We start from the raw sequence: 24,977 nt of genomic DNA, 5'->3' as shown, positions 1-24,977 counted from the left end.
ATTTGATAAACCCGGACGTCTCTAGTGAAATAATCAATCCCCAAATTTCATCATATGATCAGAAACTTTTTCAAGATCGCGTTCCGTAATATGGCTAAAAGTAAAACCTATAGTTTTATAAATATCCTGGGACTTGCGGTTGGTTTGGCTGTATCAATGTTAATCGGACTCTGGATCTATGATGAATTATCGTTCAATAAATATCATCCCAACTACGAAAAAATTGCCCAGCTTTATACTACCCAGACCTTCAATAAGGAAACCGGTACCCATAGGGCCATTGCCATACCGATCGCAGGTGAGCTCCGCACAAAATATCCTGCAGATTTTAAATACGTAGCACTGGGGTCCTGGAACTTTTCGCATGTGCTTGCAGTCGGAGATAAAAAGATCAGCCAGGAAGGCATGTGGGCAGAGGAAGATTTTCCAAAAATTTTTGCAGTAAAGATGTTGAAAGGAAGTATTTCAGCATTAAAAGATCCAACATCCATACTTCTCACAAACACAATTGCAAAAACATTATTCGGAAAAGAAGATCCCATTAATAAAACGATCAGGTTGGATAACCAGACCGATGTAAAAGTGGCGGGGATTTATGAAGACTTCCCCCATAACTCATCTTTGTATACAACGAAATATTTATTGTCATGGAAGAAATATGGAGAAAACGAAGAATGGATAAAGCGGGCCCAAACACAATGGAACAATCATTCGTTTCAATTATTTGTCTTGTTAAATGACAATATCGATTTTGGTAAAACAACCGCTAAAATACGTTTGATTCCAAAGGCTCATGTTGAAGAAGGTAAAGAAGAGATCCTGCTTCATCCAATGAAAAAATGGCACCTGCACAGCGAATTTAAAAACGGAAAGATCGTAGGCGGAAGAATAGAATTTGTATGGTTGTTTGGGATCATAGGCATTTTTGTAATGCTGCTTGCCTGCATCAACTTTATGAATCTGTCTACCGCAAGAAGCGAGAAAAGAGCGAAGGAAGTTGGTATTCGAAAAACCATAGGTTCTTTGCGCAGCCAGCTTATCAGCCAGTTCTTAAGTGAATCGGTATTCGTTTCATTGATATCTTATGTGCTTGCCATTATACTTGTGCTCTGCCTTTTGTCTTTCTTTAATAGTCTTGCCTCTAAAGAAATGCGCTTCCCCTGGGCCAAACCGGGCTTCTGGGCAATCACGCTTTTTTTCACAGTTATTACAGGTTTGATCGCAGGAAGTTACCCGGCATTTTATTTATCCGGCTTCAGACCAGTCAAGGTGTTGAAAGGAACTTTTCGCGCCGGCAGGTTTGCAGCGTTGCCAAGAAAAGTACTTGTCGTTATACAATTCACCGTTTCGATTGCATTAATCATCGGCACGATTATCGTTTTCCGGCAGATACAACATGCAAAAAGCCGGCCTGTAGGTTACACGCGTGAAGGCACACTCACCGTCATGATCGGCACTCCTGAGCTTGGTAAAAATCTTCAGAATATAGAACAGGAATTGATCACTGCCGGTGCAATCAGCAGCATGGCGGTATCATCCAGCCCTTCTACGGGTGTTTGGTCAAACCAGATCGGTTTTGAATGGAAAGGAAAGGATCCGACAGATGTTCCGCTTTTTGGTATTGTGGCAGTCAGTCATGATTTCGGAAAAACACTTCGATGGGAAATAAAAGAAGGAAGAGATTTTTCAAGAAGTTTTCCAACTGATACAGGTGCATTTGTTTTGAATGAAGCTGCTGTAAAACTGACCGGCCTTAAAAAGCCTGTAGGTGAAATAATAAGATGGAACGATGTGGATCGCAGGGTTGTCGGAGTAGTCAAAGACATGATAATGGAATCTCCTTACAGTCCTGTTAAACCAACTATATTTTTCCTCGATTATAACTGGAGAAGTGTTATTACGCTACGCATCAACCCGGCACTCTCTGTAAAAAATGCACTTTCCAAAATAGAACCGGTGTTTAAGAAGTTTAACCCCGGTGCTCCCTTCGAATATAGATTTACTGATGAAGATTATGCTGAAAAATTTTCTGATGAAGAACGAATTGGCAATCTCGCGACCTTCTTCGCCATACTCGCGATCTTTATTTCATGTCTCGGATTGTTCGGTCTTGCTTCATTTGTTGCAGAACAGAAAACCAAGGAAATCGGAATCCGGAAAGTGCTGGGTGCATCGGTATCAAATGTGTGGCGGATGCTTTCAAAAGATTTTGTAGTGCTGGTGCTTATCTCCTGCGCTATTGCAGTTCCACTTGCCTGGTATTTTCTTTATGGATGGCTGGAACGATACGAATACCGCACTCAGATATCATGGTGGGTGTTTATCATTGCAGTGACCGGTAGCATGATGATTACTTTGCTTACTATCAGTTTCCAGGCGATTAAGGCCGGGCTGGCGAATCCGGTGAAAAGTCTTCGTTCCGAATAATCGTTCCTTCGGCTGTTTGGTTCATCCTGGCTTTTTTTGCTTGCGCAGGCATCCAGGTTTCCGGGCTGTTTTCCCTGTCTTAACAAGAGTGTTTATGCCGGGGGATACGATTGGCCCTGATCGGCTGATGGGGCCTTGATTGGCTTTGTTTACCATTCTTCCAGCGATAGAGGCTGTCTTCCCCTGATCGGCTTCAGTAACTCCGAGCAGGGAAAGAAGGCCCGTCAACCTGGATGCCTGCGCAAACAAAAAAAGCAGCGATTCCCAAAAACCTCATCCACTGGGCGCTGCAAAGAGTTACGATTGATATAGTAGATATAAAATCTCTCCTACTTGATTTAGATGAGAAGATTTAGATGAGAAGACTTAGATGAGAAGTATTGTAGTATGCCATGAGACCACAGTTAAGGTTTTTTTTAAATGGTCCGGATGACCCTCCCTTCAATTAAACTTTTCGCGGTAGGCTTTGGGAGACAGGCCCACGTTTTTTTTGAATAGTTGCCTGAAGGATTTGAGATCATTGTACCCGGTTTCAAGCATCACTTCCAGGATTGACCGGCGGGATTGTTCGAGAAGTTTTTTGGCTGCTTCGATTCTCGTTTTTTGGAGATATTCTATGGGAGTAATACCGGTTGCCAGTTTGAACCGGCGTACGAGATTACGGCGGCTGGCCGGAACTTCAAATAGTAATTGCTCGATCGTGTTGCTCGTATTGAATGACTTGCTGATCTTTTGCTGAACCATTGTTACAAGTTCATCTCCGTGATTACTTAATGGCAGAAAAGTACTGAAATATGATTGCTGTTCGCGATCCATGTCGATCGCGAAATACTTGGCTGCCCTGATGGCTATATCACGACCGCAATAATTTTCAACCAGCTTCAACATCAAATGAAAACTACTGGTTGCACCGCCACTGGTGTAAACATTGTCTTCTTCTGTGACCACAGATCTTGGCTGCATGATTACGTCGGGGAAAGCCTGTACAAAAGCATTTACAGCCTGGATATGGGTGGTCGCGGGACGATGGTTTAAAAGTCCCGTTGCAGCCAGCAGGAATGCACCTGTACAGAAACTCGCAATCGCTGCTCCTTCTTTATACTGTCCCTGTAACCATTGTATAGCCTCGCTGTTGGCCATTACTGCAGTCTTGGGATCTACGTTCCCAAATGCAGGTAAAAGGATCAGATCCTGTTTTTCTGCAGCTATGATGGGCCTGGTAAGATAACCCGTATAATGTACGGGTTCGTTGTCCATTGTGTGAAACAAACTGATCTCAAAGAAAGCAGCGCCCGATTCTTCCTTCATATAAATGTTTACCGTTTCAAACATATCCAGCATCGCGGCGATACTCAATAAACGGTGATTCCTGGACAACAAAATTGCAAGCTTCTTCATACTAAAGGTTTCGAACTCCAATATAACGGTTTTGTCTCAATTGCCCCCTTTTTTTGAGCAGAGCATCAAATCTGGAGTTGTTCTCTGCCTTAATTCATACTGGTTATTCATTGCATTAGCCTGGCGGGATCAAGACGAGCACAATGTCGATTTAATTTTTGTATTGCATTATATGAGCTGACTTTTTTCGAGCTTAAAAATATAGAGTTAACGTGATTTTGAGTTTTACTGTTTTTGAGCGCATATAAGTTTTAAGCGCATTCTTTTTTGAATTACCATATTTCTAAGTTACCCGTTTTCTGAGTTACACCTTTTTTGCCTTACCCTTTTTTTGACCAATGGCATCTTTGATGCTAACAGCTTTTTGAGTAATCATATTTTTAAGTTCCTGCTTTTTCGAATTACTATTTTCGAATTACAGTTTTTTCGGGATACCAGGTATTTGATAAACATAACTTTGACTTAACAACCAATATAGTTAAGCTGTTTTGAGCTAACATATTTTTATGTTAAGGTGTTTGCTGCATAAGTGACCTGCCGCTCTGAAAAGCTTACTGCAAAAGGGCTATAGCGAGGGTTGGATCTAACTGAAAGCATACTATTTCGCATATACATAATTGCTACCATTTCATTTATGCTCTTGTCTTTATCTGAATTATATATATCAATAAGCGGGATATTCGAATGAGTGGCACGAGTTTTTAATACGTTTATTTTTATTAACTCTTTAAAAAACTTATTCATGGCAACTAAGAAAAAAGCCGCACCAAAAAAGAGTGCATCGAGGAAAGCTGCTCCCGAAAAAAGCGCACCAAAAAAAGCCGCTAAGAAATCATCAAAAAAATCAGCTCCCAAAAAGAGGTCAAATAAATCAATGGATGACTCTTCCGCACTCATGGAACTTTTTGTTGACGGACTGAAAGACATCTACTGGGCAGAAAATCATCTGGTCAAGAACCTGCCAAAAATGCTAAAGGCGGCTGGTGCACCGGAACTAAAAGCAGCTATAACTGATCATATCGAAGTAACTAAGCAACAAGCCGGCAGACTGGAAAAAGTATTTGGCCTGCTCGAGAAAAAAGCCCAGGCCAAGAAATGTGAAGCAATGGAAGGTTTGGTGAAAGAAGGTAACAGTATTATCGAAGAAACAGATAAAGGGACTGCCACCCGCGATGTAGGTATCATCCTTGCCGCACAGAAGATCGAACATTATGAAATTGCCACCTATGGCGGGCTTGCTCAACTTGCCAAGACTCTTGGGCTGGAGGAAGTAAAAAATCTTCTTGGTCAAACCCTGGATGAAGAAAAAGAAGCCGATGAGTTGCTTACCCAGGTCGCAGAATATAATATCAATGTAAATGCTTCGCAGGAAGACTAGACTCAATACGACTTTAATATCGGCGGCCAGGAGATGATATCTACCTGGCCGCTTTATTTTGATATAGGGCTCCTCACTCGTGCTTAAGTAATCCTTCGAGTTGTTTGATGATCTTATTCATATCAATTCCTTTTCCAAGTACCGGTTTAAACAGGTCACCATTAATTTTAAGCCGATCCATCGCGTTTATAATAGTGAAATCCTGAATACGCATGCCTTTTTTGACTTCTTCCCAATACAGCGGCATAGATACCGGTGCAAAGGGCTTCGGCCTCACTGAATATGGGGCCGCAAGTGTTGCCTGTGGCCGGTTTTGCAGGAAATCCAGGTATATGCGTCCCCTTCGGTTTGCAGTCAACCTCTCGATACTGGTGAATTCCGGAAGTCGCTCATGTACCAGTCTTACAATCATACGTGCAAATTCTTTCGAGTGTTCATAATCATATTTAGCACCGAGCGGAATATAAATGTGTAACCCGGTTGAGCCCGATGTTTTTGGGTAAGATGGCACTTTGAGTGCTTCCAGTATTTCGTGTGTTACATTGGCCGCTTCAATCACCTGGTTGAAATCATTTTTGTCCGGATCGAGATCAATAATACACCAGTCAGGGTTGTCGGGCGACTGTATACGGCTGCTCCAGGGATTCATCTCGATTGTGCCCAATGATGCCATATATAAAAGACTTGCTTCGTTGGAACAAACAAGAAACTCTTTATCGCGGTTGTCAGCTTCACTATGATATGGAAAGGTTTGGATCCAGTCGGGAACCTTCCCCCTAACATCTTTTTGATAGAAGCTTTTGCCCGCGATTCCATTAGGATGCCTGTTCAATGACTGAGGTCTATCCTTTAAATATGGCAACATCAACGGTGCTACCTGGTAATAATAATTGAGCAGATCGCGTTTCGTGTACCCCTGTTCCGGCCAATAAACCTTACTTAGATTTGTGAATGTAACGAGTTGTCCATTCAACTTTTTTACCTGTCGTTCTTCAGACGGATTGAGCAATGTACCCCTGTCCTTTTTTACACCGGCACTGAAAAGACGTTCGTCGCCCAATACTTCTTTGATTGTCTTAGGTTTTTCAAGTACTACATCCTTTGCTTTTTTATCTTCGCGCATGCCTTCAAAAGACGGATGACGCATCACGCCGTCAGTTGTCATCTCACGATAAGAAACTTCCGCGATCAGTTCAGGTTTCAGCCAGGTAGCTGTAGCTTTAGGTGGATCCGGCCTGAAACGGGAAGGTTTGTTTATATCCGGGACTGCTTCAAAAGACGGTGATTTTCGGATCAGTGGTTTAAACTTCTTCATCATGTCCTTTTGCATTTTCAGCGTAAACCCGGTACCGATTTTTCCTGTGTATTGCAGCCTTCCATTTTTCATAACCCCTACTAACAACGAACTAAAAAGTTTGGACGATCCTTCATTACTTGTATATCCGCCAATAATTACTTCCTGCCTGGTGGAAGTTTTGATCTTGACCCAATTCGGGGTTCTTGCTCCGGGGATATATTCACTGTCTGCTTTTTTCGCAATGATACCTTCAATATTCATCTCCTTCGCCATTTCAAAAAACGCTGTGCCGGTAGCATTAAAATCAACACTGATAAAAATGGTTTCGTTTTCTGCTGGCAAAAGTTTTGTCAGCATCCCGCGCCTTTCGACCAATGGTTTTTCCATTAGTGACTCACCGTTCAGCCACAAAACATCAAATACATAAAACCGCAGATCACCATCGGCTTCGCTTCGCCAGTTTTGAAGATTCCCAAAACTTGCATGACCCTTATTGTCTGCCACTATTACTTCCCCATCGAGTACCGCCTTTATGCCGAGTTTCGTCAATGCTTTGTGAACGGGATAAAACTTTTCATTGAATGATTTGTCATTTCTTGACCTTAGTTCAACATTCTTTTTATCTATATAAGCAATCGCCCGATAGCCATCCCATTTGACTTCATAGATCCAACCTGGCTTATCAAAGGGTTTATCAATCAATGTTGCTAACATGGGACTTAAATGCTGCGGCATTTCCGCTTTGATATTGCCTGCAATTTTGCGCTTTCCGGCTGATCTGGCCGGTGATGATTTGCTTTTTGTTTTAATGGCGGAGCCGGATTTGACTGGCATGGTAATTTATGTTGAATATAAACAACCATGCAAATCAAGCACCAACAACTCAGGCACGAAAACCCCAGCGATTAAGGAGCTATAAGCCAGCACTGGTTGCCCATTGTCAAAGAAAATAAATTCCACGAATAGGTTCATTAAGCTAAATGAAAAGCATGATTTAATAAAGTATATAAAGAGTTGCACTTAGATTTAGAATAATCACAGGAGATGATAAGTTGGTGGCATGATTTGAGTAGTACTGACCTAATACTTTGACTTAATATTTCAGGATGAAAGCCTACCTATGTCTGACAAAAGTGAAGAAATCATACAACAGGGTAAACTATACAGGGAAATGTTTGAAGCATTGCCTGTGGCCGTGACTTTGACCGATCATGAAGGTTTAATGAAGTATGGAAATAAAGCTTTTTTTTGTTTGACCGGCCAGGATCCCAGTCAGATCATTGGTAAATCCATCTATAGTTTGTTTGATAAACGTGTGGTCAATACGGATCACGATGATGAATTGACTGTGCCGCTCCCCGCCGGATGGGTTGAATCGGGTGCATGGCATAAACCGGACCCATTACTGCAGGTGATTGACAATACCGGGCAAACCGGTGTCGCGTTAACTGAGTTGAGGTTGAGACTTAATGATAACGATTATCCTTTAAGGGTAGAGGTGACAAAATTGTCTGAATTTGTTTGTTTTACTTTTACATTAACCTGCGATAGTTGCCCGCCAGGCAGCAACCGTTTTAACCTGGAAACCTCGCCCAAGGTTTTGCAAAATGAAGCGCTGGAGGAAAAACTTGCGGAGTTGGGTCAGCATAACCGGGATCTTTCAAGATCCAACCAGGATTTATCACAATACGCCTATGCAGCAAGTCATGACCTCCAGGAACCGTTAAGAAAAATCAGGATATACAGCGACATCCTGATTGGTAGTCCTCAACTCAGCGGAAAAGAAAAATTCATTGCCAATAAGATCAATTTGGCTTCTGAAAGGATGAGTCATCTTATAAGTGACCTGCTTAATTACTCAAAATTACTAAAATCGGATGCGGTGGTTGAAAAAGTCAATCTCCAGGAAATCATGAAGGAAGTAATGATTGATTTCGAAATAAAAATCCAGGAGAAAAACGCCATTGTGAATATCCCTGAATTGCCCGGGATTCCAGGTGTGAAATTGCAGGTGAATCAATTGTTTTATAATCTTCTTGGCAATGCGCTAAAATTTACGGTTCCTGGCCGGCAACCGGTATTAGAAATAGTGGTTAACCAAATAGATAATTCAGAAGTCAGACAATTTATAGCCAAACCTCAGACTGATATCCCCTACCTGCATATTAAGTTTACGGATAACGGGATTGGATTTGAGTCAAAAGATTCTGAACGGATTTTCGAAGTTTTTAAACGGTTATACCCCAGGGAAGTTTACGAAGGCGCAGGAATAGGCCTTGCTTTATGTCGTCGTATTGTGCAAAACCATGGCGGATTCCTTTATGCGACGTCTAAACCGGGAATAGGTTCCACCTTCAATATTATTCTCCCGACCCTTCAACCGGATATTAAGGCAAAAAAAAAGGGCCAGAATAAAGATTCAGCCCCGTTATAATCCAATATCCTATGAAAAACCTGATGCAATAATAATTACAAGGGGGCTTTGCACAAAAGACCCTTGAGTGAATGACCTGAAATTTGTGTAATTGGCAGTAAAAAGATTGTAAATGACAACGGGTTAAGCTTTTTCATTCATTAATTTTTTTTGCATTGTAACGCAAACTATCAGCAATATAGATAAGGGTAACTGCGCCGACTATTCCTGTAATAATTGCTACGATCATCAGACTTTTCATATAAAATATTTTTAGTTGTAAATGTAGATTGAACTATGCGTCCTGGTTCGTTAAAGCTTTTCATCGCATCAACCTCTGACGGGCCGGCTTAGATCCCTGAGACTTTTGATGCTGTCGTGAGAATGAAGCAATTCGTCTAACTGATCCGAAATCATTTCTCTTAGATATCCAGATAATTCCTCACATTGGATTGCGGTCCGGTAAGCCTCGAGTGTAGAATCTTCATTTATTTCACAGTTCTGAAGAATCTGGTATTTTTTTTTCCCGGCCAATGTGTTTCTTACATTCATCCATGCCCTGTAGAACTTACCTTCAAGACTGGTTCCGCGCTCTGCTTCTCCACCCAGTATATCCACTTCCCGCGAGAGTACCCGGTTGTTTTTTTTGGATTCATCAATCATTTTCATAAACAACGGAGACAGCACCTGGTCCCCGATCTTCAAATCTCTCAACGACAGTTTGTACGCCTGAATCCGATCGTTGTTAATTTCAATCAGGTCATTCAGGATTTCTATGGTTTCCACAGAGATGGTGGTCATAAGCATATATTAATGCTTTGTCATATAAAAATCTTATGCCATTGAAATTTGGTCCGGTATTAAGCCATTTGGTCTTTCAAAACCTTAATCTGGTGATGGGATTCCCTGATACGCGACTGGTGTTCGATGAGAAGATCACGCAGGTAAGCAGCAACATCTTCTGTCCGGAGAGAAAAATCGTATCCGAGGAGGACCGCAGACTCGCAAACATCAGTATGATCAAGGATATTCAGGCGACTCCCTTCACCGAAATTGTTCATGTTTTCAAGGGCAACCTGGTATACCTTGCCCCGCTTCAGCGTCGAAAGTTCGATTGATTCGCCCATGGCCTGCAACTCGGTCGCTAAGGTTATTTTATTTTGGTGACTCTCCCCTATTATCCTCGCAAATAGAAAGCGCAGTTCGCTATCTTCAGGCGATAATGCGGCGATCAGTCGCTCGTAACGCGAGATACGCTCATTGTTTACTTGTATCAGGTCATTTAAAACCTCGGCGGCAGTTTGCTCTTTCATGGTTAGGTGCGGGTAGGCGAAAGCCATTATATAAATATAATTCTTTTTCTTATTCAGCACTAAGGGTTTCTAACCCGGAGGCAAAACCGATTTAAGTCAATTGGATGTTTTTGTAGCGACAGAATCGGCAGGTATTGCCAGGTTAAGTTTTGTTTCTTTTACTACTGAATTAAAATGCGTGGTCGCAATGGCAATGTTTTTTTTGATAGAATCGTATTGCGATCTGAATTCAAGTATTAGCGGCGCAGAACGCCATTTTGGAGTTTCACCTAACTGGACGAAAATTTGCTGAATGCCCCCATCGATTTTTTTCTGATAGTTTACAAAACTTAAAATGTCTTTCCGGGTGGTGACCGGTTTGCGAAAGTCCAGGCTAACTACCGGTTGCCGCTCCAGGAGGTCAGGTACTTTGTTCGTACGGATTTGCGGATCTACCGAAACATTAGAAATCAGTTCCATCGCCAGATCGCCCATTTGTTGGTACCTGAGCTCCAGGGTATCGTAGGCCCGTATAACCGGTTCGATCGGGACAATATCCGGTTCATCAGAACAATGAGTACAAAAGATTGCAGTAGCAATGAGAGCGAATAAACGAAGATTCATAACAGTTCTTGGGGAATGAGGCTTTAACTTGCTAAAGATCACACATTTTAGCAGATCTTTCTATATTTGAATCTCATATTAAACTGAAGATCGCGGAATAGTTAACCCTATCCGCTATATTAAACCCATGAAGCGTACTATTATTTTTCTCGCAATTATCTCCGCAGGTTTCAGCGCAGCGGCTCAGTCAGCACCAGGTCCGGTTAAGAATGGTAATCCTGTTTTTCCCGGATGGTATGCGGATCCTGAAGGCATCATCTTCGATAAAACAGTTTGGATCTACCCTACTTTTTCGGCACGTTATGAAAAACAGGTTTTTTTCGATGCCTTTTCTTCAAAAGACATGGTGACCTGGAAAAAACACGAACATATTCTTGATACCGCAAATGTAAAATGGGCAAAAAAAGCCGTCTGGGCTCCATCGATTATCAGAAAAGACAAAAAGTACTTTTTATTCTTCGGTGCAAATGATATTCAGAGCGACAATGAATATGGAGGAATCGGATTGGCGGTTTCCGATAAACCGGAAGGACCGTTCAAAGATTACCTGGGCAAACCATTGATAGACAAATTTCATAATGGTGCCCAGCCAATAGATCAGTTTGTATTTCGTGATAAAGATGGTAAGCATTACCTGATTTATGGTGGTTGGAGACATTGCAATATTGCGCAGCTTAAGGATGACTTCACGGGTTTTATTCCTTTTGAGGATGGAACAACTTTCCGGGAAATTACACCGGAGAAATATGTTGAAGGTCCGTTCATGTTTATCCGCAAAGGAAAATATTATTTTATGTGGTCAGAAGGTGGGTGGACCGGCCCTGATTATAGCGTGGCCTATGCTGTGGCGGATTCGCCGATGGGACCATGGAAAAGGGTTGGAAAAATTCTCCAGCAAAATCCCGAAATAGCGACCGGAGCAGGGCATCACTCTATTATAGGTGACCCCGCAAAAGATGAATGGTTTATTGTTTATCACCGCCGGCCACTGAATGAAAAAGACCGAAACAGCCGCGAAACCTGTATCGACCGGATGTACTTTGATGAGAACGGGATGATTAAACCTGTTGTTATAACCAGGGAAGGCGTGGGAAGAAAGTTATGAGTGATGAGTGATGAGTGAGTTATTAGTGAGTAGAAATCATGAGCGAGGGTTTTGTCTACGGAGGGTTTGTAAATGAACTGTGACAGAATATAGTTTTAATGGTATTTAAAAGAAGCGGTGTTGGCTCTTTACAAAAAGCAAGGCACCGCCTCTTTTTTACAATTACTTGTTTCTTTTTTAATTACTTGTTTCACTGGAATCGTGTTCTATTGATCTAAGTTTACTTCGCCTGCTTTTTAAAATGATAGTTTGCAAATTTTATAAAGTTATTCCAGTCAAAAGCGGTCATATTGTGCACTCCTTCGTGGTTATGATAACCTGTTTGAGTTTCAATAATCGCTTCATCAATCATTGGTGGATTTGCCGGAAAATTTGTTCTGATGCCGTACAACTGATAAACCGGCGCGGCGCTTTTTAGGGAAAGGAAAGTGCCGGCAGGATCCGCCCAAAGATCCTTAGTAGCATTGGTAACATAAAGAGGTCTTGGAGCAATCAAAGCAAGCAGCATGTGTTGGTCCACAGGCAAAGCCTCCTCATTGTCATTATACTTTTTATAGTTAGTGGTGAACCAATATGGGAAACTTGTGTTGATGCGGGCGATTGTTTCACCAAACTTGCGGCGTGCAATAGCTGCACCGGAATTACCCGAACAATTCGATACACAGAGGGCAAAACGTTTATCTTGAGCTGCCGCCCACAAAGATGCTTTACCTCCGCGTGAATGTCCCACTATCCCTACCCTTTTTGCATCGATTTGTTTATCTGTTTCAAGATAATCCATAACACGGCTTGCACCCCAGGCCCATGCCCCGATTGCACGCATACCATTGGCCGCGCTTAACTGTTCCGGGTATAAGCGCAGCAACCCGTTGGCAAAACTGTCTTTATTATCCGGTGCCAGATCACTTACATGAAAGGCAGCTATTGCATAACCGCTGTCAATAACCATTTCTGCGGGCCAGAATTCACTTTTAACTGCCCGTGTGGGGTCGGTGTTTTCTTTAGGACGATTGTTAATCAGTAAAAAGGCAGGCACCTTTTTGCCAATACGATTTGGCACAAACAAAACCAGGTTGATCTTTACAGATTTGTTATTGTCGGACACTTCAATAACAACTTCTTTCAATGTTGCCTTACCATCCATCGCTTTGTTATTCATACTGACTACCGAATACTTTATTTGGTCGTACGATTTTGGCATCTGCCCATACACGTTATCTTCGAACTGTTTAATAATCTCAGGTCTCCTTGTTTTTTCCCAGGTGTTTTTTTCATTAACTATTTTATTGCCGGTCGTTTTCAGCAGTTCAGGTAATTGATATTGCGGCACTTTAGATTCATCGTAGTTCGGTATAAAGTTGGCTTGTGCGTGAACGGTTGTGTTAAGAACCATTAAGATGATAACGATAACAATATTCTTCATAATGATTATTTGATGTTGCTTTTCAGTATTATTTGATAATTATTTGATGATTATTTGATGTTGCTTTTCAGTATTATTTTATGATTATTTGATGATAAAATTTACTGATCACCAGGTGATGATCTTGCTGATCACCAGGTGACGATGTTTTTATTGATAATCTGAAACCTATCATTCAGATTATTTAAAAGGGGGATACCCCGGGTTTTGCACTAAAGATTTGTTTACATCCCAGGCACCCTGTGGAATAGGTATTAGTATCGGTTGTTGTTTCAGCCATGGTTTTGTATCAACCTGGATTTTATCATAGTCAACCCGGTTTGCTTTAATGAAATCCATAAAACGTCCTCTGTGGTTAAGATCCGAAAAAGCCCCTGCTGGCTCCCACACAAACTCCATGCGTCTTTCATAAAAGATCGCATCGAGCACTTTGTCTTTTGCAAGCGCCAGGGATAAATCTTCCAGTCCTGCACGCTTCCGCAACAGGTTAACCTGCTTCATGGCATCTGAAGAGCGGTTCATTTCGTTAAGAGCCTCAGCATAATTCAACAACACTTCAGCATAGCGCAATATCGGCGCATTGATACCTGAACCAACCAAAGAAGCTTCCTGCCAATACTTGGTTACTATATAGCCGGTTTTTGTGTAAGAATTTGGAAACGTGAGCGGCATCACAAACCCGGTCATTTCCTGGTGGGCTTCACCAGGTCCGATGATCACGCCCCAATAACGTTTGTCTTTTATCCGGCCGGTAAGATCACGCTCAAAAGCGTTAATCCAGGCAGTTTGCGGCACAAAATTACTATTTGCTCCCCGGCCTATATACTGTGCAGGTGCACCCCTTGGACCGGACCTAGTATCAAGCGCGCCGCCTTCACTACCATTATTAACGGAACTATACTGTGTGGCAAACACAATTTCTTTATTGTGTTCATTGGCTTTTAAGAAGACGCTCCTGAAATCAGGAAGTAGATCATATGCCTTCAAAGCAACTATCTGTTCACTCGCGGTTAATGCTGCATCCCATTTTTGTTGCCAGAGATAGGCTTTAACAAGAAACGCGAGTGCTGCGCCTTTGGTTGCCCTTCCCAAATCAGCCGTGCCCGGCCAGGTTACGGGCAGAACCGCCGCAGCATCGTTAAGATCGGTTTCGATTTGCTTCCATACTTCAGCTGCAGTTGCACGTGGTACGTCAAGCTTTGAAGAAGCATTCAATTCTGTGGTCACCAGAGAAACGCCACCGAAATAATTCACAAGTTTATAATAATAAATGCCACGTAAATATTTGGCCTGTGCAATGATGCTTGCCTTTGCCTGTGCGGCCAGGTTCTCCATTTCGCCTACCCGGTCGATCACTACATTTGCCCGGCTTATGCCCTGATATAGCCCTGCATACAGCTGGGTGGTATAAGTATTATCAGCAGGCAGACTCAACATTTCCAACTGTACCCTTGGTGTATTCTGATCCTGTTCGTACAAGTCGCCGCTCATTGTCCAGTCCATGTTGGCCGCGTCGATTAGATTGCCAAAGGTTGCTTCCGGTTGCAGTTGTGCGTACACTCCAATCAGGGCTGATTGTGCATCAGATTCTGTTTTAAAAAAGTTTGCATTGGTAAGAACATCGGTTGGCTGCAAATCAAGATATTTTTTGCCGCAGGAAGCAATGAATATCACTAACAATACAGGGATATATCTGGTTACTAATTTCATGTGTTTCTGATTGATTGATTAAAAATTGAGGCTGATTCCACCGCTGTAAGTGCGGGGTTGCGGATAAATACCAGTATCAATGCCAGAGTTCATAGGATTGGTACTTCCAATTTCCGGATCAAATCCCTTATAACTTGTAAAGGTCACCAGGTTTTGTGCATTAACATAAACCCTGACACTTTTGAAGGCGTTGCCGGTAACTCTCCGCAATACATCAAATGGAATATTATAGCCGATCACCAGATTACGTAGTCTTAAGAAATCTCCATCTTCAACAAAGAATGAAGAAGCGTTTGAATAGTTACCGTTGGCGTCAGTATACTTCAAACCCGGCTGATCATTAACGCCACTTCCGGGTGTCCAGTGATTCAAAATGTCCTTAACACCATTGATAATTCCATTCCCGTTGAAATATTTCATTTGGTAGTTGGTAACCTTGTTTGCCCGGTATATCTGGCTTCCCGAAACACCCTGGAACATGACATTCAGATCAAAACCCTTATATGAAAAATCAGCGTTGAGACCATAAGTAAAATCCGGCCAGGGTTTGCCTATTTTCACTTTGTCAGCATCTGTCAAAACACCATCGCTGTTTACATCGTGGTAGATAAAATCACCTGCAATAGCATTAGGCTGTAGTTTTTTGTTTATGTCGGCATCAACCTGGTAAACCCCATCAACAACGTATCCGCGAAAGTAACCGATAGGCTCCCCTTCTTTGGTATAAGTCATGGTCATACTTGAACCTGGAAGTGTGGGACCGACAATCGGTTGTCCTACGCCAAGACTTGTCACTTTATTAGAGAGTGTTGCAATATTACCACTCAGGTTGAAACGGAACCCGTTAATCGATGTGCGATATCCAAGTAAAAATTCCCATCCTTTGTTCTCCACCCTTCCACCGTTTACTGTTGGTGAATTCTGAAAGCCGGCTTCCAGTGAAACTGGCAAGCTTATCAACATCCCGACGGTAGTCTTTTTATAATAGTCAGCTGTGAGGTAAAGTTTGTCTTCAAAAAAAGAAACATCTGCACCGATATCAATTTGTTCGGTAGTTTCCCATTTCAGATCAGGATTACCTGGTCTTACTATGGTTGAACCTATAGCAATTGTTTGATTACCGGGACCGAGAGTGTAATTGTCAACTGCGGTTCCGCTTCGGATGGTACTGAGATAACCAAAAGCCGGGATATTATCGTTTCCTACACGTCCCCAGCTTCCGCGAAATTTGAAATCGCTGATTATATGTCTCAGCGGTGCCATGAAGGACTCTTCTGATATGCGCCATCCCGCCGATACTGCCGGGAAATAACCCCATTTGTTATTCGGTCCGAAGTTGGATGAACCGTCTCTGCGAAGGCTCGCAGAAAGAAGGTACATACCGTTGAGTGAATAATCGATTCGTCCGAAATAAGAAGCCAGCGTTGAATTACTGTTCGATCCGCTTGTATTTCTCAGGCTAACATCACTGGCATTGATTACCTGTAACTCCTCACTCAGATAATCGTTACCAGTTGCAGAGATCCAATTATATCTAAACTTCTGGGAAGTTTGCCCGATAACGGCGCTGAGGGAATGACCGCCAAATTTTTTTGAATAGGAAAGGGTATTATCAAGTAACCAGTTAAAACGATTATCGTAATTCTCAGAAAGCGTAGCGCGCGGAACTATATAAAACCCACGCTGCAGTTTTCCCTGCCATGAACTGGTACGTGTGAAATTACCGTCTATACCAAGACTGCTTCTGAATTTAAGTCCTGAGATAATTTCAAGTTCGCCGAATACATTACCATAGATCCTGCTATTGTTTAACTTATTATCGATGGTATTTGCTCTTAATATTGGATTATCTCCATCTTTGGTATAATAAAGACCATCGCCGAAATAATTAGAATCACGGTTCAATGTGGGGAAAAATTGCTGAGCAAGGTTAAAAATTCCGCCCTGCATTGCATCGCTGTTCTGACCTTTGGATTCCGTACTTGCGAATGCCAGTGATCCGCCAAAGTTGAGCCGGCTTCCCACTTTGAGGTCAATGGTAGCTCTCCCGGTATAACGTTTATACCAGGTTTCAATCATCGTTCCCATCTGGTCGTTATACCCGAGCGACAGCCTGGCCTTCAGACTTTTGGTGCCTCCGGAAACGCTGAAATCATAATTCTGGAATGGCGCATCGTGAAAAACTTCATCAATCATATTGCTTCCTTCGCCTAATGATTTTGGATTGGCCCACTGAGGATTTGGCGTCAATCCGGAATTCACATAAAGTTCATTTGCCATGGTTGCGAATTCTTCGGCATTCAGAAACGCAGGTTTTTGCCAAAGTTGAGCGAAGCCTGTCGATGCATTCAGTGTAACAGTACCGCCGCCTTCTTTTCCACGTTTCGTAGTAACAAGAATAACGCCGTTTGCACCACGTGATCCATAGATTGCAGCCGAAGCAGCATCTTTTAATACGTCAACTGATTCGATATCATTCGGATTGATGATTGACAGTGGGTCTATGTTATAAGAACTCCCAGGAACACTCATGCCGTCACCCCCCATCAGCACACCATCAACTACATATAATGGCTGATTGTTACCCGTAGTACCTACACCTCTTATACGTACTGAACTGGCTCCACCTGGCGCGCCGCTTGTCTGGCTAATAAATACTCCAGGCACTTTACCCTGCATGGCTGCTGTGAAGTTGCTTGAAGGTACTTTTTGAAGTTCGCCGCCACTCACTGATGAAACAGATCCGGTTAGATCGCGTTTTCGTTTAGTGCCATATCCAACAACCACTACCTGGTCAAGCGAGGCATTTGCTGATTCAACCATTTTGACAGCCAATGAAAGTGTGATGCCGGGCTGAATGGTATAACCCGAAAAAGTCTGGCCATCATACCCGATAGAAGAAAAACTGAAACTGTAAGGCCCTCCGGGAGCAATGTTTGAAAAGGTAAACATACCAATGCTATCGGTAGAAGTACCGGTAGTAAAGTTATCCTTTGTGTTCCGGATCACTACGCTTACACCGGCAAGAGGGCTGCCAGTGCTGTTTTGAACCTTTCCTTTTACAAGGCTGGTTGTCTGTGCTTTTAGCGTTGCGGGGCTGACGAAGAGAATAGACAGGGCAATAAGAGCCATGCCTGATCTAAAAACCTTAAATCTCATTTAGCTGATTTTAGTCTGGTTAAAAAACTACATGAAGTTTATTTCATGCAAAAACAATAGGTATGTTTAGGGCTGTTGCCGGTAATATCGGCTTACGACAATACTGTTGAATCCGATAAGATAAAAGTTCTTCATATTTAAAATTAAGAAGTAGTTGTTCTGACTGGTATGCGGGAAACATTGGCCGAATGCCAAATATAATGTTCAACCCAGTCATGATAATATTCAACCCAGTCATGAGCTGGAGCGAACTACAAATGCATGAACCTTAATTGCATCATGACTATCAAAATATTGCTACTAATCAGAACCTTAACCTGGTATATTTTTTATTACAATCATCTTAAATATCAAGTCGCTACTTTTCTATAATAAAACTGCTTTCGCGTTTAGTTACTTTCAGATCATTGATTTCCGCAATCTCTCTTAATATTTTTTCCAACGAATCGGCATTATTAAATCTGCCAATAAAATACAGATTGCTAATATCAGCTTTCGAAAAACTGATTTTTACATTGTATAGTTTTTCCAACCTTGCAAAAACCTGCGGCAGCGACTGATTATTGAACATATACCAGGAGCCTTCACCTGTTCTCGGAATTGAAGGATCATCGAACGGTAATTGTTGAATCGGAGCGGTTGTTGTCTGCTTTTTTTCACTGATTTTTCGCACGGAAGCCGTAATTCCACCCTTTCTATAAACCAGTTCTTCACCAGGCGACAAATAGTAAGCTTTTTGCATCTTTTTAGCTGCGGTATTAGTGGATTGAATTACCACTTTCCCTTCGAACAGTTGTATCGTGATGTTTTCCGAAGCTTTATAACTGGCTACAGAAAACCTGGTTCCAAGGGCTGTAGTGCTCAGTTGATCGCTATAGACAATAAATGCTTTTGAAGTATCTTTTGTCACCGCAAATTCAGCTTTTCCTACCAGGGTAAATTCTCTTTTGTTATTAATAAATGGTTCCTGAAATTCCAGTGCACTGTTATTCGACAATAATACTGTCGATCCATCAGGCAGAGCCAATTGCTTTGTTTGGCCTGAAGTATTTTCTTCATGTCGCAGAACACTTGCCAACACATCCAAAGTGGCCGGCTTATCCCTGGTAAGATCACCGGTATTGCGTATTCCATTGCCTTCCCAAAAATAAGCTACGACTATTATGCCGATCAAAGAAGCTGCAACCACGGATGCTACCAGTATCCTGTACAAAGAACTTTTTCGCCCATTTACTTCATCTTCTTTCTTGTCTGACCCGTCAACTTTAGGGCCTGCATAAAAATCAACAGCAGCAGGCTCCTGCTTAATCTTCGCACGAAGCAATAACCATCCGGCGTCTACATCTGTTCCGGCGATTATTTCCCTGGCTGAAACCAGGATCCATGCACTTTGAAGTTGCTCAAAATATGCACGATTTTCGCTATTATCATTTATCCAATTAATTATAGTCTTGTCTTCTTCTGTTGTTGTTTCATCTGATAAAAAGCGAATAATTAATTCGTCGAATTGAGATTCATTTTGCATGGCCTTGTTATTATTAAGACGATCAACCAATTCTTTACCCTTACACGGATAATTTTATTTTTTTAGCTGCAGTAGTATAGCAATAAACGCAATGTATAAAACCCGATATTTTGAAAGCTTATTCCTCATCCTTGCTAAAGCACGGCTCATTTGCGTCTCCACCGTTTTTACAGAAATATTCAAAGCTTCAGCAACAACAGCGTATTTCATTCCTTCAACCTTACACAGTGTAAATATTGTACGCATTTGTTCGGGGAGTTCAGACATGGCAGCATCGATCGCGATATTCAATTCTTTGAAATCGAGATTTTCATAGCTATCATTTATGATTCCTGGTTCTCCCACAGCTAACAAGTGCTTTTCCTTTCTTGTCTTTACTTTCTGATGTTTAATGATATCGAGGCTGCTGTTAGCTACTGTTTTATACAAATAAGATTTTGCTGCGTTTGATGAAGACAGGTTGCCACGCGACTCCCAGAACTTCAGAAAAGCCGATTGCACGGTATCCCTCGCCACCTCGGCAGGTAATCCAAATTTTATTTCACAATAAGCACAAAGGGGCGCAAAGTTCTGCCGGAACAGGTCTTCGAAACCTGCCTCGTCTATGGTGACAGCAGCTGTATAAGGAACATTGTCCAAGATCGTTACTAAATCAGAGCCCATTAAAATCATTTTCTTCTACCCCATTGAGTGAGGTGCATCATCATCCCGATTTCTGGAGACAGCAACCGAAAGATATAAAATAAAAAAGGTGTTTAGACATACGACATTGCTGCTTTTACGGCATTCAGGAATACCGGGACTTTTTGGAAGGGGTCACCGGCACCAAGGGTTTCTATGGGAAGATAGCCGCGATATGAAGATGAGTTGATTATCTTGAATAGCCTGTTAAGATCAGTTGCCTGTTCCTGGCCTTTGATAAACATTTTTTCTTTTATCTGCCAGTTTACAGCGTATGGTATCGATTTCACAATGTCATTAAAAGGATCGTCACCCCGGTAACTTCCTATGTCGAGCACCAGCCCAAGCCAGGGCGAATTGACGGCTTTCAAAATTTCAATAGCTTCATCTGAGATCCTGATAAAATCATGATGGTTTTGAATAGCCAGGACGACCCCGTATGACTTTGCCTTTTCAAGACATTGTTGAATATGTTCAACAACCATTTGGGTATATTTTGGCCGCAGCTCCTTGCTTGGATACTGTAATCCTGTAAATATTCGTAGAACCGGAGCGCCTAGTTTTGCTGCCACTTCTATCCAAGCCTTCACCGTGTCAACATGCAACAGCCTTAGCTTCGGATCCTCGTTGGTAAAATCATTCCTGACACCTGTTCCACTTATAGCAATACCATGCGCAAGAGCTTTCCGTTTAAAACTGAAGATTGTCTCATCTGTTGGAATAACAGGATAACCCTTGAAATAATATCCGGTCATATCAATAGCATCAAAACCCTGTTCAGCACAAAACTGAAGTAGTTCCTCGGGTTTCAGGCTTCCCTTCATCAGGGGATCGTTGAATGAGTACGCATTGAGACTCGTTTTCAGGCCACGGGATAATAAACCTGGGGTGTCAGTGGACTGAGCTTTGGCGTTTGCAAAAGCAATAGCTGGCTGCCCAAAAACAGGAACGGCCGTAGCTGCCAGCAATTGTTGCAGAAATTTTGATCGTTTCATATGCAATTCGTTTACCTGCCCTATCAAGACAATATGGCACAGGTATTTTTACCTGAAATTTACGGTATAAAAACCCTGTTCAACCAATTAAATACAGCGTATTATTGTATCGGTTTTTCATAGGATATTGGATTTAAACCGGGGTTGAATTTCTATTCAGACCCCTTTTTTATTTTACAAAAAGCCGCAATTCAACTGCCTATTTATGAAAACCATTTTCACATAGCATTTTCACATATTTAAGTTATTAGCCCGTTCCAGGATTGTTGACCTCCCAGGTTACAGATCAGTATTGTAATTTCTTTACGCCGGTCAGTATGGTAATTTCTTTACGCCGGCAGATTTTGATGGGTGATAGATTGATTTTGCATGGCTCAAAACGGTTGCCTTATCAAGTGTCATAGGTTTCAGCTGCTGTTTCTGAAACATCTCCATCTGGTCTTTATAATGTGGCGAGCCTGGTTTTGATGAAGCTCCGAATGTGTTGATCGATTCAATAATTGGCAAACCGTTTTTTGGATAACGCACAAAACAGATATAAGCATCACCCGAAATAACCCGTCTTAAGCCATGTTTATATGGAACACTGTATTCTGCAGTGAGCACATCGGGTAATCCCCAGGATGGCCTGGCATCATCACCACGTACAAGTTTTTGAAGGTCGCCCAGCGTTATATCAGTTCGCTTGAAATATTTAATCATATAATCATGCACATACTGAAATGTTTGTACAGCTTCCGCTTTTGTAATATCTCTTGAATCTGTACCCAGCAACTTCTTTGACAGGAAATCATAGATCAGCAAAAATACCGCAGCGCCCTTGCTGTCGGTTACTGCCTTATGGTCCCAGCTCTGCAAAGTTTCGACGATTGACCGGAGTTTCGGATAGTCCGTCGCCTTTAGATAAATCAGGCTGTCCAGTCCATAAGGAAATTCCAGCGTCTCCGGTAATTGCTGATCGTATTTTATTCTTTTGAGCGTTTCATAATCGATCTTGTCTATGCCATTCATCAACTCTCCTACCCTGATGCTTCGATTGTTATTGAAGGTTTCAAAACCATCTTTTCTATCAAAAGTATTTCCGTTAAGGTTGAATTGTTTTTCTGTAGCGAGAAAAGGTGAATGATTAGTATTGAATAACCATCCGGATCCCGGATTAAGATACTGTGGCAAAGCTTTAACAGGTTTAAATTCTGTCCACAATGTTTTGGAAGTATTACCGGGCAAAGTTGTTTTCCAGTTATAGGCGTTATCCGGATTTCTTACCGGCATCTTTCCGTTGCTGATATAAAAAATGGTGTCGTAACGGTCAGCATACATGATATTAAACATCGGCAAGCTGGTCATACTAAGCGCCTTGTAGAACTCCGAAAAGTTCTTCGCTTTGTTCATGCGAAACCATTGTTCAAGGCCTTTGCAATCCATGTTAGCGGGAAGCCTCATGGAGAATACACCTTTGTCAGTTTTAACGGTAGCCCCGTATTTACTCCAGTAAACTTTCCGGCCTACTTTGACGGGAACACCTTTAACCTCCAGGCTAATCTTTTTTTCCTCCAGCGTCAACCATTCGTTGTCAAATTTGTATTGATTTTTATTTGCCGGATTCATCTGGAGCTGAAACACATCAATTTTGTCCTGGTAGTTTACTGTATGTGCCCAGCCCAGGTTTTCATTGGTGCCATGAAATATCAGGCATCCTCCCGGAAACAATCCCCCGAGCATATTCCAGCCTTCTTCACTGTTAAGATGAGCCTCATAAAATGCTGTAGGTCCTTCAATCGGCTGATGCGCATTGATCGCAAGAAAAGCTTCGCCTGTAGTTGTTCTTTTTGGATGAAAAACAAATGCGTTTGATCCTTCCCCGCTTAAGCCCGGAAGTATTTTTATCTTGCCGCCAAGAATCTGTGGAAGCACCTTATCTACTCCACAAAATATACTGGTGGAAAAAACAACAGCAGTCAGGTATTCTTTTTCATTAAAAGGAAAGGCTTTTTTGTATTTGATTTCTTTGGGATGAGCTTTTGCATAGGCGTTGAGACCCTCTACATATCCTTTCATCACCGCAATAAAATCTGCACCCATAGTGCCCCATTGTTCATCTACCAGTTGACGGCATCTCAATAAGTTTACCACATAGTCAGCTTCTGCTCCTTTCTTCCCCATAGCTGTCCCGAGTTTTGCTTTACCCATAAGCACCACGAGCTGCAGGGTAGCAAAATCATCTTCAGCATGAGCCCAGGCAAGTCCATATGCAACCTCTGCGTCGGTGGGAGCAAAAATATGGGGAACACCGAAGCTGTCCCGGGCAATTTGAATACGTTCAGGATTTATTTGTGCCTGTGTTTCCAGACTGAAGAAAATAACGACTAAAACAATGAATTTCATCCGTGTAAAGTAGGTCAAAATGTGGTTCCCTGGTAATCCTGGAGCCGAATTCGGGGGTTGGCACGTTTTTTAACTAAATTTTCATAACCCGGGGCTTACTTCACACGTATTTAAAGCATCTAATAATAAAGAAAGCAGGTGTTAGAATTAGTGAGGCTTATACATACAAATTTTAAAGTCATGGAAGAACAATCAACGCAACAGGAGGTTTTGTTATTAACGGGAACCAGTTTTTCGTCAAGACAGCGCATTGAAAATGAAGGATCCGAAAGAAGTCGTAACCTGGATGAAACTGCCAAACTTGAAGAAGCATGTTGGAATGGTCTCCTACCGGCCATGTTACCTGAAATCTGTGGAGTTAGCGACAAGCCGGTATTTATCTGGAAAATCCGCGAAGGTGCTGCGTTTCTGGAAGTTGAAATAAGCGACATTCCGCGTGATTTGGATCCTTACTATTCCCTGGATCCATATGCATACGCAATGACCCGCAATTACAATTAACAGTCAGCTAATTAATCTGCCTATCAAATCGGCCTGTCAAATCGACCTATTGAATCGACCGATTAAAGTGACTTTGTTGAAGAAATATTGTTAACGCGACTTGTTAACGCAACTTATTAACGCAACTTATTAAGCAACTTATTAAGCAACTTATTAAGCAAACTAACAAAATCGAGTTGTTGTAACAAAATTTTAAGGCGATACTACATTCTCAAAGCTCTGACCGGGGCTTTTTTTATTTCCCGGGCTTAACCACCTGGGCCCCCGGATTTTAAATCGCTAATTATCTTTCAATTATGAGTGATGAAACCTTTCATAACTCACAACTCAACTCACCACTTACACACTCACCACTTACCACTCACCACTCATCTTACAAAGCTCCGGATATCCTGAACACCCAGGCGTCGTTCGAAAGGTTTTGAGCAGGGCCCACGGCCGGCATGATGATCGTTAGCTTATTGCCTGAATAAGAAAACTTAACCGGACCATTATAGCCTAACAATTTAACCGAAGCAGGCTTTTTAACTCCATCAACAATTAATGGTTTGTTTTCCGCAGCTACAACCATAGCAAATAAATCTTTGCCTTTGGTTGAATAAAATAAATTCGTTTCCTTTTTGATAGGTGGGGCTGCAGCCCAGGCGTGACTTCCATAGATAGC

Annotated in this window: 19 protein-coding genes; 5 read left to right on the top strand and 14 right to left on the bottom strand. The window is 42.0% G+C overall.

Features of this window, described 5'->3' with window-relative positions:
- Positions 1–54 precede the first annotated feature (54 nt).
- On the top strand, positions 55–2,427 hold the full coding sequence (locus VK664_RS08920) for an ABC transporter permease (protein WP_461398297.1): 2,373 nt from the start codon (positions 55–57) through the stop codon (positions 2,425–2,427).
- A gap of 441 nt (positions 2,428–2,868) precedes the next feature.
- Here VK664_RS08920 and VK664_RS08915 read toward each other — a convergent pair whose 3' ends face one another.
- Together VK664_RS08915 and VK664_RS08910 are read right to left on the bottom strand one after the other, a co-directional pair.
- Positions 2,869–3,825 (bottom strand): GlxA family transcriptional regulator, encoded by a 957-nt coding sequence (locus tag VK664_RS08915; protein WP_461398296.1) that lies wholly within the window; start codon positions 3,823–3,825, stop codon positions 2,869–2,871.
- Between the two features lie 504 nt (positions 3,826–4,329).
- A complete protein-coding gene (locus VK664_RS08910; protein WP_461398295.1) occupies positions 4,330–4,722 on the bottom strand; it encodes a hypothetical protein in 393 nt (130 codons plus the stop codon).
- On the opposite strand from VK664_RS08910, the gene VK664_RS08905 reads away from it, so the two are divergent.
- On the top strand, positions 4,700–5,203 hold the full coding sequence (locus VK664_RS08905) for a YciE/YciF ferroxidase family protein (protein WP_461398294.1): 504 nt from the start codon (positions 4,700–4,702) through the stop codon (positions 5,201–5,203). The genes VK664_RS08910 and VK664_RS08905 overlap by 23 nt on opposite strands.
- A 73-nt stretch (positions 5,204–5,276) precedes the next feature.
- Here the strand turns inward: VK664_RS08905 and ligD are convergent, their stop codons facing one another.
- The gene (gene ligD, locus VK664_RS08900; RefSeq protein WP_461398293.1) at positions 5,277–7,334 is read right to left on the bottom strand and encodes a DNA ligase D; all 2,058 of its coding nucleotides are present in this window, start codon (positions 7,332–7,334) and stop codon (positions 5,277–5,279) included.
- Positions 7,335–7,620: 286 nt separating this feature from the next.
- On the opposite strand from ligD, the gene VK664_RS08895 reads away from it, so the two are divergent.
- A complete protein-coding gene (locus VK664_RS08895) occupies positions 7,621–8,934 on the top strand; it encodes an ATP-binding protein (protein WP_461398292.1) in 1,314 nt (437 codons plus the stop codon).
- 309 nt (positions 8,935–9,243) lie between these two features.
- Here VK664_RS08895 and VK664_RS08890 read toward each other — a convergent pair whose 3' ends face one another.
- The 3 genes from VK664_RS08890 to VK664_RS08880 form a co-directional block, all read right to left on the bottom strand.
- The gene (locus VK664_RS08890; protein WP_461398291.1) at positions 9,244–9,714 is read right to left on the bottom strand and encodes a PA2169 family four-helix-bundle protein; all 471 of its coding nucleotides are present in this window, start codon (positions 9,712–9,714) and stop codon (positions 9,244–9,246) included.
- 59 nt (positions 9,715–9,773) lie between these two features.
- Positions 9,774–10,226, bottom strand: coding sequence for a hypothetical protein (locus VK664_RS08885; protein ID WP_461398290.1), 453 nt, complete (start codon positions 10,224–10,226; stop codon positions 9,774–9,776).
- A gap of 96 nt (positions 10,227–10,322) precedes the next feature.
- On the bottom strand, positions 10,323–10,829 hold the full coding sequence (locus tag VK664_RS08880; protein ID WP_461398289.1) for a hypothetical protein: 507 nt from the start codon (positions 10,827–10,829) through the stop codon (positions 10,323–10,325).
- Positions 10,830–10,956: 127 nt separating this feature from the next.
- Here VK664_RS08880 and VK664_RS08875 point away from each other — a divergent pair, with 127 nt between their 5' ends.
- Positions 10,957–11,934 (top strand): glycoside hydrolase family 43 protein, encoded by a 978-nt coding sequence (locus VK664_RS08875; RefSeq protein ID WP_461398288.1) that lies wholly within the window; start codon positions 10,957–10,959, stop codon positions 11,932–11,934.
- 220 nt (positions 11,935–12,154) lie between these two features.
- Here VK664_RS08875 and VK664_RS08870 read toward each other — a convergent pair whose 3' ends face one another.
- The 7 genes from VK664_RS08870 to VK664_RS08840 all read right to left on the bottom strand — a co-directional run bounded on the left by VK664_RS08870 (position 12,155) and on the right by VK664_RS08840 (position 23,812).
- On the bottom strand, positions 12,155–13,357 hold the full coding sequence (locus tag VK664_RS08870) for a dienelactone hydrolase family protein (protein ID WP_461398287.1): 1,203 nt from the start codon (positions 13,355–13,357) through the stop codon (positions 12,155–12,157).
- Between the two features lie 180 nt (positions 13,358–13,537).
- Entirely contained in the window at positions 13,538–15,067 is a 1,530-nt protein-coding gene (locus VK664_RS08865) for a RagB/SusD family nutrient uptake outer membrane protein (RefSeq protein ID WP_461398286.1), read from the bottom strand.
- A gap of 18 nt (positions 15,068–15,085) precedes the next feature.
- Positions 15,086–18,226, bottom strand: coding sequence for a SusC/RagA family TonB-linked outer membrane protein (locus tag VK664_RS08860; protein ID WP_461398285.1), 3,141 nt, complete (start codon positions 18,224–18,226; stop codon positions 15,086–15,088).
- A gap of 358 nt (positions 18,227–18,584) precedes the next feature.
- Entirely contained in the window at positions 18,585–19,751 is a 1,167-nt protein-coding gene (locus VK664_RS08855) for a FecR family protein (protein ID WP_461398284.1), read from the bottom strand.
- 54 nt (positions 19,752–19,805) lie between these two features.
- Positions 19,806–20,414: an RNA polymerase sigma-70 factor gene (locus VK664_RS08850; RefSeq protein WP_461398283.1), complete on the bottom strand. Its 609-nt coding sequence runs from the start codon at positions 20,412–20,414 to the stop codon at positions 19,806–19,808.
- Positions 20,415–20,506: 92 nt separating this feature from the next.
- Complete coding sequence (locus VK664_RS08845) at positions 20,507–21,427, bottom strand: sugar phosphate isomerase/epimerase family protein (RefSeq protein ID WP_461398282.1); 921 nt, start codon at positions 21,425–21,427, stop codon at positions 20,507–20,509.
- 312 nt (positions 21,428–21,739) lie between these two features.
- Positions 21,740–23,812, bottom strand: a complete 2,073-nt coding sequence (locus tag VK664_RS08840) for a penicillin acylase family protein (RefSeq protein ID WP_461398281.1) — start codon at positions 23,810–23,812, stop codon at positions 21,740–21,742.
- 180 nt (positions 23,813–23,992) lie between these two features.
- Here VK664_RS08840 and VK664_RS08835 point away from each other — a divergent pair, with 180 nt between their 5' ends.
- Positions 23,993–24,313, top strand: a complete 321-nt coding sequence (locus tag VK664_RS08835; RefSeq protein WP_461398280.1) for a hypothetical protein — start codon at positions 23,993–23,995, stop codon at positions 24,311–24,313.
- Between the two features lie 373 nt (positions 24,314–24,686).
- Here VK664_RS08835 and VK664_RS08830 read toward each other — a convergent pair.
- The coding region (locus VK664_RS08830) for an alpha-L-fucosidase C-terminal domain-containing protein (RefSeq protein ID WP_461398279.1) at positions 24,687–24,977 on the bottom strand (291 nt) is incomplete at its 5' end.

Source organism: Flavitalea sp., assembly GCF_035489435.1.
GTDB lineage: Bacteria > Bacteroidota > Bacteroidia > Chitinophagales > Chitinophagaceae > DATHKG01.
The sequence above is the reverse complement of the archived record's forward strand: the minus strand, read 5'-3'. Positions and strand labels throughout refer to the sequence as shown.

Excerpts from the sequence above, each read along its gene's own strand:
- VK664_RS08850 (WP_461398283.1), bottom strand. The coding sequence starts at position 20,414 with ATGGGCTCTGATTTAGTAACGATCTTGGACAATGTTCCTTATACAGCT.
- VK664_RS08890 (WP_461398291.1), bottom strand. The coding sequence starts at position 9,714 with ATGACCACCATCTCTGTGGAAACCATAGAAATCCTGAATGACCTGATT.
- VK664_RS08860 (WP_461398285.1), bottom strand. The coding sequence starts at position 18,226 with ATGAGATTTAAGGTTTTTAGATCAGGCATGGCTCTTATTGCCCTGTCT.
- VK664_RS08845 (WP_461398282.1), bottom strand. The coding sequence starts at position 21,427 with ATGAAACGATCAAAATTTCTGCAACAATTGCTGGCAGCTACGGCCGTT.
- VK664_RS08855 (WP_461398284.1), bottom strand. The coding sequence starts at position 19,751 with ATGCAAAATGAATCTCAATTCGACGAATTAATTATTCGCTTTTTATCA.
- VK664_RS08895 (WP_461398292.1), top strand. The coding sequence starts at position 7,621 with ATGTCTGACAAAAGTGAAGAAATCATACAACAGGGTAAACTATACAGG.
- VK664_RS08875 (WP_461398288.1), top strand. The coding sequence starts at position 10,957 with ATGAAGCGTACTATTATTTTTCTCGCAATTATCTCCGCAGGTTTCAGC.
- VK664_RS08870 (WP_461398287.1), bottom strand. The coding sequence starts at position 13,357 with ATGAAGAATATTGTTATCGTTATCATCTTAATGGTTCTTAACACAACC.
- VK664_RS08885 (WP_461398290.1), bottom strand. The coding sequence starts at position 10,226 with ATGAAAGAGCAAACTGCCGCCGAGGTTTTAAATGACCTGATACAAGTA.
- VK664_RS08840 (WP_461398281.1), bottom strand. The coding sequence starts at position 23,812 with ATGAAATTCATTGTTTTAGTCGTTATTTTCTTCAGTCTGGAAACACAG.
- VK664_RS08910 (WP_461398295.1), bottom strand. The coding sequence starts at position 4,722 with ATGAGTGCGGAAGAGTCATCCATTGATTTATTTGACCTCTTTTTGGGA.
- ligD (WP_461398293.1), bottom strand. The coding sequence starts at position 7,334 with ATGCCAGTCAAATCCGGCTCCGCCATTAAAACAAAAAGCAAATCATCA.
- VK664_RS08915 (WP_461398296.1), bottom strand. The coding sequence starts at position 3,825 with ATGAAGAAGCTTGCAATTTTGTTGTCCAGGAATCACCGTTTATTGAGT.
- VK664_RS08835 (WP_461398280.1), top strand. The coding sequence starts at position 23,993 with ATGGAAGAACAATCAACGCAACAGGAGGTTTTGTTATTAACGGGAACC.
- VK664_RS08880 (WP_461398289.1), bottom strand. The coding sequence starts at position 10,829 with ATGAATCTTCGTTTATTCGCTCTCATTGCTACTGCAATCTTTTGTACT.
- VK664_RS08865 (WP_461398286.1), bottom strand. The coding sequence starts at position 15,067 with ATGAAATTAGTAACCAGATATATCCCTGTATTGTTAGTGATATTCATT.
- VK664_RS08905 (WP_461398294.1), top strand. The coding sequence starts at position 4,700 with ATGGATGACTCTTCCGCACTCATGGAACTTTTTGTTGACGGACTGAAA.
- VK664_RS08920 (WP_461398297.1), top strand. The coding sequence starts at position 55 with ATGATCAGAAACTTTTTCAAGATCGCGTTCCGTAATATGGCTAAAAGT.